At 32.9% G+C, this 16,786-nt stretch carries 17 protein-coding genes; 4 read left to right on the top strand and 13 right to left on the bottom strand.

All coding sequences use genetic code 11. The features are described 5' to 3' along the window. Positions 1-104 precede the first annotated feature (104 nt). From BM077_RS09460 to gyrB, 8 genes are all read right to left on the bottom strand, one after another. Positions 105-746 (bottom strand): SdpI family protein, encoded by a 642-nt coding sequence (locus BM077_RS09460; RefSeq protein WP_176941691.1) that lies wholly within the window; start codon positions 744-746, stop codon positions 105-107. Further along, entirely contained in the window at positions 733-1,026 is a 294-nt protein-coding gene (locus BM077_RS09455) for an autorepressor SdpR family transcription factor (RefSeq protein WP_089749786.1), read from the bottom strand. The genes BM077_RS09460 and BM077_RS09455 overlap by 14 nt, the downstream gene beginning before the upstream one ends. A 134-nt stretch (positions 1,027-1,160) precedes the next feature. Continuing rightward, entirely contained in the window at positions 1,161-1,310 is a 150-nt protein-coding gene (locus tag BM077_RS13890; RefSeq protein WP_218124677.1) for a HEPN domain-containing protein, read from the bottom strand. Then, positions 1,300-1,527, bottom strand: coding sequence for a HEPN domain-containing protein (locus BM077_RS13885; protein ID WP_218124678.1), 228 nt, complete (start codon positions 1,525-1,527; stop codon positions 1,300-1,302). Before BM077_RS13885 ends, BM077_RS13890 begins: the two co-directional genes overlap by 11 nt. Before the next feature lie 10 nt (positions 1,528-1,537). Beyond that, entirely contained in the window at positions 1,538-1,852 is a 315-nt protein-coding gene (locus tag BM077_RS09445) for a nucleotidyltransferase domain-containing protein (protein ID WP_090003518.1), read from the bottom strand. Between the two features lie 128 nt (positions 1,853-1,980). Next, complete coding sequence (locus tag BM077_RS09440) at positions 1,981-2,400, bottom strand: (2Fe-2S)-binding protein (protein ID WP_089749789.1); 420 nt, start codon at positions 2,398-2,400, stop codon at positions 1,981-1,983. A gap of 62 nt (positions 2,401-2,462) precedes the next feature. Beyond that, on the bottom strand, positions 2,463-2,741 hold the full coding sequence (locus BM077_RS09435) for a TIGR04076 family protein (protein WP_089749792.1): 279 nt from the start codon (positions 2,739-2,741) through the stop codon (positions 2,463-2,465). Positions 2,742-3,084: 343 nt separating this feature from the next. After that, a complete protein-coding gene (gene gyrB / locus BM077_RS09430) occupies positions 3,085-5,004 on the bottom strand; it encodes a DNA topoisomerase (ATP-hydrolyzing) subunit B (RefSeq protein WP_089749794.1) in 1,920 nt (639 codons plus the stop codon). Between the two features lie 336 nt (positions 5,005-5,340). Here gyrB and BM077_RS13880 point away from each other — a divergent pair, with 336 nt between their 5' ends. The 4 genes from BM077_RS13880 (at position 5,341) to gyrA (ending at position 9,054) form a co-directional block, all read left to right on the top strand. Then, positions 5,341-5,484, top strand: coding sequence for a hypothetical protein (locus BM077_RS13880; protein WP_176941692.1), 144 nt, complete (start codon positions 5,341-5,343; stop codon positions 5,482-5,484). Positions 5,485-5,557: 73 nt separating this feature from the next. After that, positions 5,558-6,085, top strand: coding sequence for a hypothetical protein (locus BM077_RS09425; protein WP_089749796.1), 528 nt, complete (start codon positions 5,558-5,560; stop codon positions 6,083-6,085). Between the two features lie 11 nt (positions 6,086-6,096). Then, entirely contained in the window at positions 6,097-6,444 is a 348-nt protein-coding gene (locus tag BM077_RS09420; protein ID WP_089749798.1) for a hypothetical protein, read from the top strand. A 222-nt stretch (positions 6,445-6,666) separates the two neighbouring features. After that, positions 6,667-9,054, top strand: coding sequence for a DNA gyrase subunit A (gene gyrA / locus BM077_RS09415; RefSeq protein ID WP_089749800.1), 2,388 nt, complete (start codon positions 6,667-6,669; stop codon positions 9,052-9,054). A gap of 124 nt (positions 9,055-9,178) precedes the next feature. Here gyrA and BM077_RS09410 read toward each other — a convergent pair whose 3' ends face one another. The 5 genes from BM077_RS09410 to BM077_RS09390 all read right to left on the bottom strand — a co-directional run bounded on the left by BM077_RS09410 (position 9,179) and on the right by BM077_RS09390 (position 16,363). Continuing rightward, entirely contained in the window at positions 9,179-10,297 is a 1,119-nt protein-coding gene (locus BM077_RS09410; protein ID WP_089749803.1) for a protein-glutamate methylesterase/protein-glutamine glutaminase, read from the bottom strand. 50 nt (positions 10,298-10,347) lie between these two features. Beyond that, positions 10,348-10,710, bottom strand: coding sequence for a response regulator (locus BM077_RS09405; protein WP_089749806.1), 363 nt, complete (start codon positions 10,708-10,710; stop codon positions 10,348-10,350). A 19-nt stretch (positions 10,711-10,729) separates the two neighbouring features. Continuing rightward, entirely contained in the window at positions 10,730-12,718 is a 1,989-nt protein-coding gene (locus BM077_RS09400) for a chemotaxis protein CheA (protein ID WP_089749809.1), read from the bottom strand. A 37-nt stretch (positions 12,719-12,755) separates the two neighbouring features. Beyond that, positions 12,756-13,238: a chemotaxis protein CheW gene (locus BM077_RS09395; RefSeq protein WP_089749811.1), complete on the bottom strand. Its 483-nt coding sequence runs from the start codon at positions 13,236-13,238 to the stop codon at positions 12,756-12,758. Positions 13,239-13,615: 377 nt separating this feature from the next. After that, entirely contained in the window at positions 13,616-16,363 is a 2,748-nt protein-coding gene (locus BM077_RS09390) for a calcium-transporting P-type ATPase, PMR1-type (RefSeq protein WP_089749814.1), read from the bottom strand. Positions 16,364-16,786: the final 423 nt, after the last annotated feature.

Below are 16,786 nucleotides of genomic sequence, written 5' to 3'. Positions count from 1 at the left end.
CCCCTGTAGCAATTATTAACTTATCATATTCATAATATCCATTCAAATCTAAATTAAGATTAGTATATCTTATTAATTTTTCTTCAGGAATAATTTTAATTGCTTTATGTTATCTTCTTATAAGACAAATAGGAATAGACTACACTACCAATAGCTGCTATCGCTACCGAAATACCAAGATAGTATGCATTGCTAGTCAACAAAGTTCCAATTAAACTAACTATACCTGCGACCATAAAAAGCTTTCCTCCAAAACGATGAGTTCGATTCCATACCTCTTCATTTGCTAATGTCCAAGGAGTCTTTATTCCTAAAGACCAGTTACGTTTAAAAGTAGGTGTATAATTACCGAAGATAATCATTAATAATGACATTAAAATAAATATAGTCTTATTTACGTTCTCAATATAGCCTAATGCTACTAAAACTGGTATTGAATTAATAACTACAAAAAATGTAATCATAATATCTCTGATTAACTTATAAATTTTATTAAATCGTTGATAATTTTCTTTTAAAGGGTCAATTGAAGCCAGTACATAAAAACCAATATAAATTGCTAAACCAATTATTAAACCTATGAATGCACCCAAAGGCTTATTCATATAATTATCTACTTCCCCATGTAAGTTCCAATGAATAGGTAGCTTAGCAGGTAGCTCTGGATAATTCCAAATAACAGCTAATATCCCTATTAGTAAAATAATTAAAGAGTAGATATCCCTTTTCCAATTAAACATCTTCATTATCATCATCCTCCTCTTTAAATAGTCCCATAAACCCATTAAGGATCTCTTGAAAAACAGTCATCTTCAAAGAATAATAAATATTCTGCCCCTCCCTTCTAGCATCAACCAAATCAGCATTCTTTAATATTTTAAGATGATGCGAAATTGAAGGTTTACTAATGTTAAATTCTTCGGCTATCTCTCCAGCTGTTAAATCTTTTTCCTTAAGTAGGATTAAGATCTTACGACGATTATTATCTGCCAATGCTTTAAAAGTCTGATCAAAGTTTAGTGTCATATTATTCACTCCTTCATTAGATATTTAGATAATTATCTAAATATATAATATAATTATAGCACTATCTATTTTATTTTGCAAGTAATTAACATTCGAAAATTAACAAAACCAACCCGAAGGTTAGTTAAAAGTAATTATTCTACTTTATCTAAAACAAATTTTTGAATACTAATAGCATCTTTTATTGCTAATTCCATATCATCTAGTGTTAACTCTAAAGAAAAAGGATATCTAACATTAACTCCATAATCAGTCAATCTTAAACATTCATCTTCAATTTCCAAAAAAATTACTATTATATTGTCTGCATTTTTTATTTAAAACAAGCAAATCATGAGTTCTAATTATCTTCTCATTTTGAAAAATCATATATCCTTTTAAATATTTTTCTGCACTCTGCTGACAATGATAACAGATTATTCCTAATGAAGCCGGATGCATATCTTTTAGAAACTGAGCAGATTTTAAGTCTTTTTCTGCTAATGTAAACCATTCTTGCATTATATCCTTTCTATCTATACAAATCAGACCCTTCCTCCATAATCTGATGTTCAAAGCTATTCTCTAAATTAGCTTTTTGATAAAATTCATCCTCTTTATATACTAATAAATCAAGTGAATAATCTGTTACCTCTAATAAATTCTTTCTTATTTCTCGCATAATATCTAACTTTCTTTTCTCTTCATCAGTTATAATACATAAATCAATATCGCTTTCTTCATCTGAATTACCAGTGGCATGCGAACCAAATAAGATTATTTTCTTTGTATCTATTATTTGTGATATCTCATTACTCAATGACCTCAATTCCTTTTCAGAAATCATATTACCACCTTCTTTCCAGATTATGTTTTTATTATACCATATTTTTATCTTAAGATGAAATTTTAAAAAAAGCAGAGTACAAATTACAGAGAACAGTTAAAACCTAATAATAAACTTCACTCCGGCCTTTACTTTGACTTCTTGCTGTTTTTATATTTATTGATTTCATTTTGAAAAATTTTGTGACAGCATTTTCCTAACGGATTTTTAGTTTTACAATTTCCAGTTGATTTTTTGCCAGTATATTCTCTTATTTGGCCAATGGTTTCATAGCCTTTAGCTACCGCTTCTTTAATTTCCTTTCTTGTTAAGTCAGAACAATAGCAGATTGGACATTCTTCATCAGAAGCGCTTTTAAAGTAAACTTGAACTGTTAAATCCGAAATATCATAGCTATTCAGTTCATTAAAATAAACTACTTTACAATCTTCATTAAGACAGACTAAATAGCCATCATCATTTACTTCTGCTTTGACTATACTATCTACTGCAATATGGTCAACTTCACTTCCTACTTCATTACATTGTGGACATGATTTATTCCTCATATAAAAACCCCCTATTCCATATAAGCAAATTACGAGATAACAGAGGACAGTTTTAAGTATTGTTATCTGTTATCTGTATTTTCTATCTTCTCAAGTTTAAATACATTAATAACATCAACATCAGAACAACAGAATAATATTTCTCCGTCTTTATTTTGAGGCAGTTCACCACCATACCTTAATATATCTATATATGGAAAAGCAATATGCATGACCATTGGACATAGTTCTCCTCTTTCTGTGTCAAAATCAAAAGTATCACCTATTTTATGACCACGATGACAGTGTCCTTGTTCTTTTTTATCTACTAATGTTATTTTTATTTTAGGTTTTCTACTCACTTGTTCTACCTCTCTTTTATAATTATAGTTACCTTCTCCTTACATTACTAAACTACTACTTATATTAATACTATAAAGGTAGTTAATTTCCTGTAAGAAAGTAAAAAATAGCATGCTTTTGAGAATCAGCTTTTTGGTCTAAAAGTTAAAGTCAAGGAGCAAAACAAAAATATCCTGTGTCCTCAATTTACAAAAAGACACAGGATATTTTATCCAATCAATTTATTATTTTTTAGTTAATTTATAATTATACGCAATATTATATATTTATGCAAGTTGCAATCTATCTGCAATTTAGTTGCAAACTTTATGCTCAAAGTCGCACACTTTATGAATCCCTACACTAAATATCTAATTCCACATCATTAGCTAAATCAGCATTAGTCATGATAAACTCTCTCCTTAAACGTGCTTTAGACCCCATCAAGCGAGTAAAGATATCATCAGCTTCTCGCTCATCTTCAATCTTAACTTGTTGTAACTTGCGATTCTCTGGATTCATAGTCGTATTCCAAAGTTGCCGCGGATTCATCTCACCTAAACCCTTGTAGCGCTGTATCTGTACCTTATCCCTATCCAAATCAGCAATATAGTTCTGTAGTTGATGCTCTGTATATAGATATTTCTCATCACCCTTATAAGTGACCTTATATAAAGGTGGCTGAGCAATATAGACATGTCCATTTGCGATTAATTCTGGCATATAACGATAGAATAATGTCAAAATCAAAGTACAGATATGAGCACCATCTACGTCAGCATCGGTCATAATTATAATCTTATCATAACGAAGCTTACTTATATCAAACTCTTCACCAATGCCTGTCCCTAAAGCAGTGATAATCGTCACAATTTCTTTATTACTAATAATCTTATTTAATCGCGCCCGTTCTACATTCATAATCTTACCCTTTAACGGTAGGATTGCTTGAAACTTTCGATTTCTACCCTGCTTAGCTGAACCACCAGCCGAATCCCCCTCTACTAGATAGATCTCTGACTCTTCTTTCTTTCTGCTACTACAATCAGATAACTTACCAGGTAGTGAGCTACTACTTAATGCTCCTTTTCGTCTAGTTAATTCTTTCGCTTTCTTAGCTGCTCTTCTAGCTCTAACTGCTTCTAAGGCCTTATTAACTACTTTTTTAGCTATTTCAGAATTTCTATCCAAATAATAGCTTAAGTACTCATAAACAGTACTTTCTACTATACTTCGAATCTCACTATTGCCTAATTTAGTCTTAGTTTGACCTTCAAATTGTGGCTCTTTTAGCTTAACATTAACTACCGCTGTTAGCCCCTCACGAATATCACGTCCAGATAATTTAGGGTCTTTCTTATTTAAAAGATTATTCTCTTTAGCATAATTATTAAAAACTTTAGTTAAAGCAGTCTTAAAACCAGTCAAATGATAACCGCCATCATGAGTATTAATATTATTAGCAAAAGTATAGATTCGTTCATTATAACTCTTATTATACTGAATTGCGACCTCCACATAGGTATCATCGACTTCTTCTTCTAAATAGACAATATCCTTATGGAGAAGATCTCTATCTTTATTTAAAAATTCGATAAAGGCCTCTAATCCTCCATCATATTGATAAGTAACCGCATCTTCTAAACCCTCTCGTTCATCTATTAAAACAATCTTTAGTCCTTTATTTAGAAAAGCCGATTCCTGAAAACGATTAGCTAAAGTATCAAACTTAAACTCTAAAACATCGAAAATTTCAGGGTCAGGCTTAAATTCTATCTTAGTTCCGGTCTTAGTAGTCCGCTTTCCTTTTTCAAATTCTGTCACCGGTTTGCCACGTTCATACTTTTGGGTATAAGTATAACCATCACGATAGATCTCTAATTTTAACCATTTAGAAAGGGCATTAACTACCGAAATACCAACTCCGTGTAAACCACCGGAAACTTGATAGCCACCGTTACCAAATTTCCCCCCAGCATGCAAAGTAGTTAATACTAGTTGTGCTGCTGGTAACCCTTTCTTAGGATGGACATCTACCGGAATACCTCTTCCATAGTCTTGTACAGCAATTGTATTCCCTTCCTTAATCTTAACCTCAATCTCTTGACCATGTCCAGCCAAAAATTCATCGATACTATTATCTACTACTTCCCAAACCAAATGATGTAAGCCTTTAATACCGGTACTACCGATATACATTCCTGGCCTCTTTCTTACTGCTTCTAATCCTTCTAAAACTTGAATCTGTTCTGCATTATAATTTACTTCTGTTTGTACAGTCATTGTCAACCACCTTCCTATTGAACCGTTATTATTATACCAAAGATTTAGATAGAATACCAGTCTTTCAAATTAAACAAAAGAATTATAAAATATTTTTGAACTAATAATAACATCAATATATCACTTAGTTATTTATTAATAATCTTTAAGTTAGTATTTTAAATTAACACCTTCATTTAAATCATTACAACATAGAACTCTTAATTTCCTTTATAAAATCAAAAGTATGTTAACTAATCCTATACATATGAACCTTCTTGCTATTATAAGAATAGTAACATAATCTAAATTGAATGCATAATATATATAAACCTTAAAACCAAAGGGGTGATTCTATTGTCAACAGATAATAACACTAAGTGCACACCATTAACTACTAAAAAGTGTCCCGTTAAACAAGATTTATGTGTCGAATTCGATTTAGTAGTCACAGCCAAATGTGATAATATAAAGATTAAATGCAAACCATGTGATTGCTAGACAGAATACATTAATTCTATCGAGTGTAGGTTCTTCCCTACACTCGAATTTTATGAAAACAGGAGGAAAGATTATGTCTAATGAGGTTACTACAACCTTTCACTGCAAGCAAAATATTGTGCTTGAATCTTCCGAGCCAATTGATCCACAGGATATTTCAGTCAATATCGGTTCAGATAATAAATCTAAAACCACTAACTCACAACCTAACTTCTTAGCTTTAGCTATTCTTTGGGCTCATTTTGAAGCTTATGAACAGGGAGTTCTAAAAGTAGATTCACCTGTTCCTTGGGAAATAATACATACAAATGCTGATCTATCATTTCCTAACCAAGAACTTTGGCTTCAATTTTTAGAAAATATTATAACTGATGCCAGCTGGACTAACTGGATTCAAAATCCATTAGAATTACGCAAACGAAGTATTGAAGCTTATAATAAAATAAGATCTGATGATAAAGTAGAAACTGATAATAGTATTGAAAAATCCGAAAGTTTCTCTATCAAACAACCTTTAAGCATTGAACTTGAACTCAATATTCAAGCAGAAACTGAAAATTTGTCTGTTACTTGCTTATCTAATTCTAATAATCAAAAATAGGAGGGAAAATCATGTCTAATGAGGTTACTACAACCTTTCATTGTAAGCAAAATATTGTACTTGAATCCTCCAAGCCAATCAACCCACAAGATATTTCAGTCAATATCGGTTCAGATAATAAATCTAAAACCACTAGTTCTGAGCCTAACTCCTTAGCTCTAGCTATTCTCTGGGCTCACTTTCAAGCATGTGACCAAGGGTCATTAACAATAAATCCTTTTGCTCCATGGAAAGAAATTAATAATGATAAATGGAGGAAGTTTTTAAACCACTTAATAACTGACTCCACCTGGAAAGATTGGATTCAAAATCCTGAGAAGATTAAACATAAAACCTTTAAAGCTTACCAAAAGCTTTAAAGGTTTTATGTTCTTCAAATATTTATCTTTAAATTACAAAAGGCGCTTGAAGAATACAAGATTTTCATGTATGATTTTATATATATTGATATTCTCAAGATTATACTGGTGAAAATAAATATAACTTAGCTTACTTTTGCAATTTCAATCAATAATGATATAATAGGTATTGTTATTAATCTCACTTGAATTTGTTAATTTCTAGAAAGGAGTTTGATATATATGGACAAGCAAGAGGTTACCCCTGTTGCAATTGAAGATAAAATGAAAGAATCATATTTAAGCTATTCATTAAGCGTTATCATTAGTAGAGCACTACCGGACGTTCGTGACGGTTTAAAACCAGTACATAGAAGAATTTTATACGCAACTAAAGATTTAGGATTAACTCCGAATAAACCACATAAAAAGTCAGCAAGAATCGTTGGAGAGGTATTAGGTAAGTATCACCCTCATGGTGATGCTGCAGTTTATAACGCTATGGTACGTATGGCTCAGGACTTTAGTCAAAGATACCAGCTAATCGACGGACATGGTAATTTCGGGTCAATAGATGGAGATAGTGCCGCGGCTATGCGGTATACCGAGGCTAGACTTGCTCCTTTATCCGAAAAACTGCTTAAAGATATCAAGAAAGAGACAGTTAATTTTATTGATAACTTCGATGGGTCATTACAAGAACCTGCTGTTCTTCCCTCGCGAGTTCCAAACCTTTTAATCAATGGTTCTAGTGGTATTGCTGTCGGTATGAGTACAGATATCCCACCACACAATATTAATGAAGTTATCTCAGGTCTAAAGTACCTATTAAATAATCCTAAATGTAATATCGATGATTTAATGAAACATATCCCGGGACCAGATTTTCCAACCGGTGGTAAAATCGTTGGTAATGACGAAATTAAAAAAGCATATCACACCGGTAAAGGTAGAATTGTCCTTCGAGCTAAAGTAGAAGTTGAAAAGCGAAGTAGTCGTAGTGAAAGAATAGTAATTACCGAAATTCCTTACCAACTAAGTAAAGCTAAATTAATAGAAGAAATAGCCGATACTGTTAAGAAAGGCAAGGTTGATAATGTCTCTGATATTCGCGATGAGTCAGATCAGGATGGATTACGCATCGTTATTGACCTCAAAAGCAAAGCGAATGCAGATATAATAATCAATCGGCTCTATAAATATACTTCTCTACAGACCAGCCAACGGATTAATATGTTGGCATTAGTAGATAAAAGACCAGAGGTTATGAATCTAAAGACTATTTTACAACACTTTTTAGACTTTAGAAGGGATGTTATTACTAATAGAACCCAGTTTGAGCTTAATAAAGCTAAAGATCGTAAGCATATCTTAATGGGCTTAAAGACTGCTATTGATAATCTTGACCAAGTTATTGCTATTATTAGAAAATCCCGCTATCCACGAACTGCTAAAAAGAATTTGCAAAAAGAATTAAACGTTTCAGAAAGACAAGCTGAAGCCATCTTAAATATGAAATTACAACGATTAGTCAGTTTAGAAATTAAGAAGATCACTAACGAAATTACTGACCTAAAAGAGAAAATTAAATATCTAAACTCAATCTTAAATCAAAAAGAAGTAATGGATAATCTAATTGAAGAAGAGTTAGATGAAGTACAAAAAGAATATGGCGACCAGAGAAGGACCAAAATTATAGCTGATGAATCTAAGGCAGAATTAGACGAAAGTGATCTAATTAAGAATGAAGATATCGTTATCTCTTTTTCTCATCGTAACTATCTAAAACGGACTAATGATTTAAGTAATGTTAGAGCTGGAAAAAAAGATTATATCACCCATGTCTTTACCGGTACCACCCGGGATGATCTATTGTTCTTTACTAATACTGGACAAGTTCATATCCTTAATACTCATCAAATTCCAGAACACCATGGCTTATCTACCGGCGACCCATTAAATAATTATTTAAAACTTCCAATCGATGAAGAGATAGTTGATATTATTATGTTAGACGACGAAACTAAGCAAAAATTCATTACTATTGCCACTAAAGGAGGATTAGTTAAGAAGACCATTGGTAAAGAATATGATACCAGTGTATCCTCAATTAAAGCGATTAACCTTAATGAAGATGACGAAGTGATTGGAATTGAAGTAACCGATGGTAATCAGAACCTATTACTAGGTACTAAGAATGGACAAACTATTCATTTTGCTGAATCAGAAGTATCAGATACCGGCCGTAATACTAAGGGAAGCAAGGGTGTAAATTTAGCTAACGATGACGAAGTTATTAGCTTTAACTTAACTGAAGAGAATGGCTATGTAGTAGTCATTGACCCTGAAGGTAAAGGAAAACGAACCCAAATCGAGGCTTATAAGCTACAAAAACGCAACGGCAAAGGATTACAGACATTATCTAGTGATGATTATGAATTAATCCAAGTAACTACTGCTAAAGAAGAAGAACGACTACTCTTTGTTACTAAAAGTGGTGCGTTAAAAGAAATACCATTAGAAGATATTACTAATACCCAACGAGTAGGCAGAATGTATTCTCAAATTGAATTAGATGACGATAAATTAGAAAAAGTGATTAAACTACCAAATTTAGAGCATGGAGAATAAAAATTATACTACAAGCTAATTTCATAATTAGATTTCAAGCATAATTAATATAAAATTTTGGAGCGTCAACAATTAATTAAAGCCTTTAATCCACAGGGATTAAAGGCTTTTTATTTTCTTTCGTCTATTTTAATTTTTTAATATATTGCATAATTTCATTACCGATAAAGTTTAATGGCTTAACACTGTCAACTACTCCAGCTCTATAAGCAGCCTTAGGCATACCATAAACTACTGATGTCTCTTCATCCTGGGCAATAGTATAACCACCAACACTTTTAATCGCTTCTAAACCGCGAGTTCCATCTTTACCCATCCCTGTTAAAATGACACCTAATGTTCTACTTCCATAATACCTAGCAGCAGATTCCATAGTCAAATCAATAGCAGGACGAACATTATGTACTTTATCATCTTGATTTAACTTAACTTTAGTACCATCGCTATTAATTAACATATGATAATCCCCTGGCGCTAACAAGGCTCTACCTGGCATGATCTGATCTCCATCTTCAGCCTCTTTAACCTTAATAGGTGCTAATTTATCTAATCTATGAGCTAACGATGCTGTAAAATTAGGAGGCATATGTTGTACTATTAATATACCACAATTAGTATTCTCATTAATCCTAGTCATAACTTCCTTTAAAGCCCTAGGCCCTCCAGTTGAAGCACCAATAACTACTAGCTTTTTACCTCTAGTAGATTTTGACTCTGCTTTAGATATCGGTTTGCTCTTGCTTTTAAATTTATTTTGATTTATTCTTTTATTTTTAGAACTACTAGTTGATTTTCTACTAAACTTCTTATTATCCTTTAAAGAGGATTTAGATAAACTTGGACTTGACTTCGCAGCCACTCTTACCTTCTTAATTAATTCAGCTTCTACTTTATCTATATCTAAAGATATAGTTCCTGAAGGTTTTGGAATAAAATCTACTGCCCCTAGTTCTAAAGCTTTAATTGTAGTCACACTATTCTTTTCAGTTAAACTACTTAACATAATTACTGGTAAAGGATTATCTTTCATTACTTTTCGTAAAAAATCTAATCCACTCATAACTGGCATCTCTACATCTAAGGTAACAACATCTGGTTTATATTCTTCTAACTTCTTTAGAGCATCCTTACCATTCCTAGCTGTTGCTACCACCCTAATACCCCTCGTATCTAACATAGTAGAGATCATCTTACGCATAAAAGCTGAATCATCAACAACTAATACTTTTATTTCTGAGGTCAAAGTACCTTCCCTCCCTTATTCATCCCCTAAACCTAATCCCCACTAGTATATTAACCTAGTATATTTGCTAAAGCTTCTTTAACTTTTTTCGGCTTAATTGGCTTAACAATGAAATCCTTAGCCCCAGCCTCTAATGCTTCCACTACCATCGGCTTCTGCCCCATAGCACTACAAACAATAATATTAGCTCCTGGGTCCACCTTTTTGATCTCCTTCATTGCTTCAATCCCATCCATTTCTGGCATAGTAATATCCATCGTTACCATATCTGGACTTAATTCTTTGTATTTTTGCACTGCATCTATTCCATTAACTGCTTCCCCTGCTACTTCATGACCTTCTTCTTCTATCAATTTCGACAACATCGTTCGCATAAATTGAGCATCATCAACAATTAATATCTTAGCCACCAATAACCCTCCTAACCATTAATTATTTCCCTAACGTAACTTCCTCAATATCAATGATTAATGCTACACTACCATCACCTAAAATAGTAGCTCCTGCTATCTTTTCTACTCCATCTGATAGATCATTAATCCGTTTAATCACTACTTCTTGTTGTCCAATGATCGAATCAACACTTAAACCATAGCTTTCTTCACCAATCTTAATAATTACTATTGAAAGTTCTTCTGGTATCTCTTCATATTCAGGCTTATTAAGTTCCTTTCGTAATGAAATTAATGGAATAACAGAACCTCTTCTTTGAATCACTTCCTGTTGCCTAATAGTCTTAATATCATCTGGCGAAATTTTAACTATCTCTTGAATCGTTTCCAAAGGTAAAACATACTTTTGATCAGCAATATTAATTAAGAAACCTTGAATAATAGCCAAAGTTAATGGCAATTTAATTGTAAATGTAGAGCCTTCACCTACTTTAGAATAGATATCAACAGATCCACTCAAAGACTCAATCTTATTCTTAACTACATCCATCCCAACACCACGACCAGATACATCGCTAACCTCTTCGGAAGTACTAAAACCTGATGCAAAGATTAAATTAATTGTTTCCTGGTCACTAAGCATCTCCGCTTCCTCTTGAGAGATAACTCCCTTAGAAAGAGCCTTCTGTTTTATAAACTCAGCATCAATTCCCTTACCATCATCTTGTATTTGAATTATTACATTATTACCTTCATGAAAAGCCGACATCTTAACTGTTCCGGCTGGATCTTTGCCAGCCTTCTTTCGTTCTTCTGGACTTTCAATCCCATGGTCAGCTGCATTACGCAAAATATGTACTAATGGATCACCAATTTCATCAATAATTGTTCTATCTAACTCTGTATCTTCTCCCTCAATCTCTAAATTAATCTCTTTTTCCATTTCTTGTGCTAAATCTCTCACCATTCTTGGAAAACGATTAAAGACTAAATTAATCGGCACCATCCGCATATTCATGACAGAATTCTGCAATTCACTTGTAACTTTACCTAATGACTTTAATTTCTTGTTTAATTCATCTAATTGGTAACTCTCACCAATTGACTCTACCTGGGTTCTCTTAATTACTAATTCGGCTACTAAATTCATTAAATCATCTAAACGTTCTACATCTACTCGAATTGTACTACTAGATTTTAACCGTTTAGATAATGATTTAGCCGAAGTCTTTTTGCTACTATTCTTATTCTTCTTGCTTTCTGCTTTCTTTAATTCATTTAGGTCATCAATCACTTCTAAATCAAGTTCTTTAAGCTCAGAAATTCGATCTAAAGCATCAAGGATCTCTTTATCCTCAAAATTACTAATAAATAAAACTTGGAATTCGCTATCAACTTCAGCACCCTCTATATCTTGTAATGCCGGATTAGCCTTAACTATTTCTCCATAGCTTTCTAATTCGTCACCAACCATCTTAGCTCTTAAAGCACCAAAGACACAGTCATCTTCTAAAATAACTCTTAAAAGAAATACAACTGAGCCTTCTGTTAATTTATTTTTTGCCGACTTAATCTCTCCGTCAGATAACTCTATACTAAAATTATGGATTGTAGTAGCTTCATCAATATTATTAGAATCATTACTAACTTCAATCTCACCAGAAGCATATCCCTTTAATTCGGAAATAATATCTTCTAATTCGAAAGACAAAGCCTCTTCACCATCATTAATTAAAATTTCTAAAGTATCTAACGATTTAAATAAGAGGTTCACAATTTCTGTACTAACAGCCATCTCTTCATTACGTAATTTATCTAGAATATTTTCCATAGCATGAGTTAAATTACTTACTTTTTCAAACCCCATTGTCCCAGCCATACCTTTTAATGTATGGGCTGCTCTAAATAGTTCTTTTACAAGCCCTAAATCATGTGGATTATCCTCTAATTGTAAAAGGGAATTATTTAGTATCTCTAAATGTTCCTGAGCTTCTGTAGCATATAAATCTTGAAACTCCTCTATATCCATCTTTTAACCTCCTCTACAAACTATATCCTAAATTCCATTAGGCTATATCTTCGTCGTTGACATTCTGACTTGCATTTTCCAACTCAATCTTCTCTTCAGTAGTCAATAATTGATCTAAGTCTAAAAGAATAATAATTCTATCATCAACTTTACCTATACCTTTTAGGTAATCATCTTTAATTCCAGCAATTCTTTCTGGTGCATCTTCAATATCAGCAGGTTCAATTCTTAAAACCTCCGAAACTGAATCAACAATTAGACCAACATCCTGGTTGTCCATTTCTACAATAATAATCCGAGTCTTCTTAGTCTCTTTCTGTTCTACACCAAATCTCTTTCTTAAATCGATAACTGAAATGATATCTCCACGAAGATTAATAATCCCCGCCATAAATTCTGAAGCATTTGGTAGTTGAGTTAACTCTTTCATCCTAATAATTTCTTGTACTTTAGTAATCTTGACCCCAAACTCCTCACCACCTAAATCAAAAACTATTAATTGTTTCGTTTCGTTACTCATTATTACTTCCTCCTTCCGGTTTAACTACTAACTAAATTATTGAGCAAAGTGATAATTATAACTTAATAAACATATTTATTTCTTATTCTACATATTTCGTGATTATAATAATAAAATCCTGCAATTTTAAGTAAAAAATAACTTTTGTGAGGTCATTCACTTATTAGGGTGTTTTTTAAATAATTGAAAGATTAAAATGTAACACAATTTAACTAATTGCTGTAATTTTTATCTTATATTAATATAATTATACATTTTTAGATGATTACCTTTAAAATCTCCTATATAATTAGAAAGTATATAGCAAAAGAAAAGTCAAGCAACTTTAAAAGTTACTTGACAACTCAATTTTAATGAATCAATAATTATATATAATTTTAATTTAATGACTCTTTTTCAACAACAATATACCTAATTCTTTCTCTGATTTTATTGACAACACCTTCAAAAAATTCTACTAAAAGAGTAGCACTCCCAGATGAAGTTAAGATTAAAATCCATTCCACTTGATTCAAGGAAGTAGTCTTAAATATACCTTCTAATGCTGGTATATAAAGCACAATTAGTTGCATAACAAACGAAATAATAACAGCAGTCACTAAATAAAGATTAGAAAAAGGATTCATTTCAAATAAACTATACCTTTCTGAACGACAACTAAAAACAAAGAATAGCTGAGCCATTACTAAGTTAGTAAAAGCCATGGTTCTTGCTTCGACTAAGTTTCCATTACTTACCCGCAAGCCTAAAATGAAAACAAATAAAGTACTTAAACCAATCAATATCCCTTGAGTTATAATTCTCGTTCTCAAACCGTGAGCAAAGATACTTTCATTTGGTGGTCGAGGCGTTCTTTCCATAATATCATCATCGCTTTGATCAACTCCTAAAGCTAAAGCCGGTAAGCCGTCGGTCACTAAATTAACCCATAATATCTGAATCGGCACTAATGGCAGTGGAAAACCGAATAAAGAAGCTAAGAACATTGTTAGAATTTCACCAATATTACATGATAGTAGATACCGAATAAACTTACGAATATTATCATAAATAGCTCGCCCTTCTTCTACGGCAGCAACTATAGTCCGAAAGTTATCATCGGCTAAGATTAATGATGAAGCTTCTTTTGTTACATCAGTTCCCTTCTCCCCCATTGCGATACCAATATCCGCTTCTTTTACTGCCGGAGCGTCATTAACTCCGTCCCCGGTCATAGCAACTACTTCTCCTTTTCTCTTCAGAGTTCGGACAATTCTTAATTTATCTTCAGGCGTAACTCGGGCATAGACACTTATTTTATCTATAACCTGTCTAAGTTCATCATCACTCATAGCCTTTAATTCAGTCCCAGTAATTACTCTATCACCTTTATTTAATAGGTTCAATTCTTTAGCAATTGCTTGAGCAGTATTCTTATGATCTCCGGTTACCATAACAGGTCTAATTCCAGCTCGTTTGCAGCGAGCGATCGCTTTCTGAGCTTCTGGTCTTGGCGGGTCTATCATTCCGACTAATCCAACAAAGACTAATCTATTTTCATACCTTTCTAAACGGTTTCGATTAAAATTCTTTGGTAATTTTCGAGTTGCTACAGCTAAAACCCTTAAAGCTTGAGAAGCTAAATTCTCATTCTGTCTCTTTAATCTTTTTATCATCTTCCTATTTAATCTTTTTACTTCTCCATTCATTAAGTAATGACTGCATCTATCTAGTACAACGTCTGGTGCTCCTTTCAAATATAAAGTATTCTCACCTTCTTGTTGTCCAATTACCGACATTCGCTTACGATTAGAATCGAATGGCACCTCCCAAAATCGAGAAAAATTACTCTTTAACTCCTCCTTCTTTAAGCCTGCTTTCTGAGCCGCTAATAATAGAGCTCCTTCAGTAGGGTCACCTAAAACCTTCCACCTCTTACTTTCACTACTGAAACGGTCCTTTAACTTCTTCATCTTACCCTTGATGCCTTGATGATTGCGACGAATTTCGGCATTATTACATATGGCCCCTATCTTTAATACTTCCTTAACATCTGCTCTATTTAAGGAATTTTGCTCTGCACTATATAGCTTCCTATTAGTATAGAGCTTCTTAACAGTCATCTCATTCTTAGTCAGAGTTCCCGTTTTATCAGAACAGATAACCGTTGCACAGCCCAAAGTCTCTACAGCTGGCAGTTTTCGAACGATCGCTTGCCTCTTAATCATTCTTTGCACACCGATAGCTAAAGATAAAGTAACGATCGCTGGAAGTCCTTCTGGAATAGCAGCTACCGCTAAGCTAACTCCCGCTAAAAACATCCTATAGAGTGGCTCTCCTTTTAAAACTCCTAAAACTACTACCGCTGCACAAGCTAAAAAGCAGAGGTAGACTAACCAGCGTCCTAAAGCCTTCAAGCGCTGTTGGAGTGGAGTCTCCCTTTCTTCGGTATCACGTAGCATATCAGCAATTCTTCCCATTTCAGTATCTAAACCAATATCAGTAATTACCGCCTTTGCCTTCCCTTTAACTACTGTCGTTCCCATATAAGCCATGTTTTTACGATCACCTAGTGCAATATCTTCATCTTTAATTGCTTCTGTCTCCTTTTTAACCGGAATTGATTCTCCTGTTAATGAAGCTTCATTAACCTCTAAGCTACTAAGTTCTATCAATCTAACATCGGCTGGAATCTTGTCCCCACTTTCTAAATAAATAATATCACCAGGCACTAACTCTTCTGTTGGCACTTTCTTCTTAGCTCCATTTCTTAATACTGTAGCCTCTGGTGCTGCCAATTTCTTTAAGGCCTGTAAAGACTTCTCCGCTCGATACTCCTGTATAAATCCCATAATCGCATTCAAAATAACGATAGCAATAATCGCAATTGCATCTTCAACCTGCCCTAAAAGACCTGATATAATTACTGCTCCAATTAAAACCAACACCATGAAATCTTTGAACTGTTCTAATAATAGACTGAATAATGTTCTACGCTGCTGGTCTGGTAGTTGATTAGGACCAAATTTTCTCTGTCTTCCTTTTACTTCAGAACTATTAAGTCCATTCTTAGAATCGACATCTAACTTGGCAATCACTTCTGAGTTTGATAATTGATATGCTTTCTTTTGGTTTGCTTTACTCATACCTACCCTCCTTAGATGAATGTAGTTCATAATTATTAATATTCAAGCTATTAAGATAAAATTACAAATAAAGGTTGTTAAAACTCTTACATAAGGAACTTACATAGTTACAAAATAATAATAGAGTTTCCCCATTTTTTAAAGTAAATAATATGAAAATTATCAACACCTAAAATTGTGGACAATTAACCTTAACAATTGATTAAAATAGATTATCCACAGATTACGCAAAAAAGGTGAAATTACCTCCGTTTTTTGGTATAATTAGGTTGGACACCAAAACCAAAAAGGAGGAATTCCACCTATGATTAATTATACCAAACTTATATACCAATTGAAAAGGAAATTATCAAGTTTTTCTAAAAAAATTACTAAAAAGTTATCTAAACCTAAATCTAAATTTGTCTTTCAGGTACTATATGG

This window comes from Candidatus Frackibacter sp. WG13, assembly GCF_900114655.1.
In the GTDB taxonomy this organism is placed as follows: Bacteria; Bacillota; Halanaerobiia; order Halobacteroidales; family Acetohalobiaceae; genus Frackibacter.
This window is presented reverse-complemented; position numbering and strand designations above follow the sequence as displayed.

Coding starts and splice junctions, on each gene's coding strand:
- BM077_RS09460 (WP_176941691.1), bottom strand. CDS start 746: ATGAAGATGTTTAATTGGAAAAGGGATATCTACTCTTTAATTATTTTA.
- BM077_RS09455 (WP_089749786.1), bottom strand. CDS start 1,026: ATGACACTAAACTTTGATCAGACTTTTAAAGCATTGGCAGATAATAAT.
- BM077_RS13885 (WP_218124678.1), bottom strand. CDS start 1,527: ATGCAAGAATGGTTTACATTAGCAGAAAAAGACTTAAAATCTGCTCAG.
- BM077_RS09445 (WP_090003518.1), bottom strand. CDS start 1,852: ATGATTTCTGAAAAGGAATTGAGGTCATTGAGTAATGAGATATCACAA.
- BM077_RS09440 (WP_089749789.1), bottom strand. CDS start 2,400: ATGAGGAATAAATCATGTCCACAATGTAATGAAGTAGGAAGTGAAGTT.
- gyrB (WP_089749794.1), bottom strand. CDS start 5,004: ATGACTGTACAAACAGAAGTAAATTATAATGCAGAACAGATTCAAGTT.
- BM077_RS09425 (WP_089749796.1), top strand. CDS start 5,558: ATGTCTAATGAGGTTACTACAACCTTTCACTGCAAGCAAAATATTGTG.
- BM077_RS09420 (WP_089749798.1), top strand. CDS start 6,097: ATGTCTAATGAGGTTACTACAACCTTTCATTGTAAGCAAAATATTGTA.
- gyrA (WP_089749800.1), top strand. CDS start 6,667: ATGGACAAGCAAGAGGTTACCCCTGTTGCAATTGAAGATAAAATGAAA.
- BM077_RS09400 (WP_089749809.1), bottom strand. CDS start 12,718: ATGGATATAGAGGAGTTTCAAGATTTATATGCTACAGAAGCTCAGGAA.
- BM077_RS09395 (WP_089749811.1), bottom strand. CDS start 13,238: ATGAGTAACGAAACGAAACAATTAATAGTTTTTGATTTAGGTGGTGAG.
- BM077_RS09390 (WP_089749814.1), bottom strand. CDS start 16,363: ATGAGTAAAGCAAACCAAAAGAAAGCATATCAATTATCAAACTCAGAA.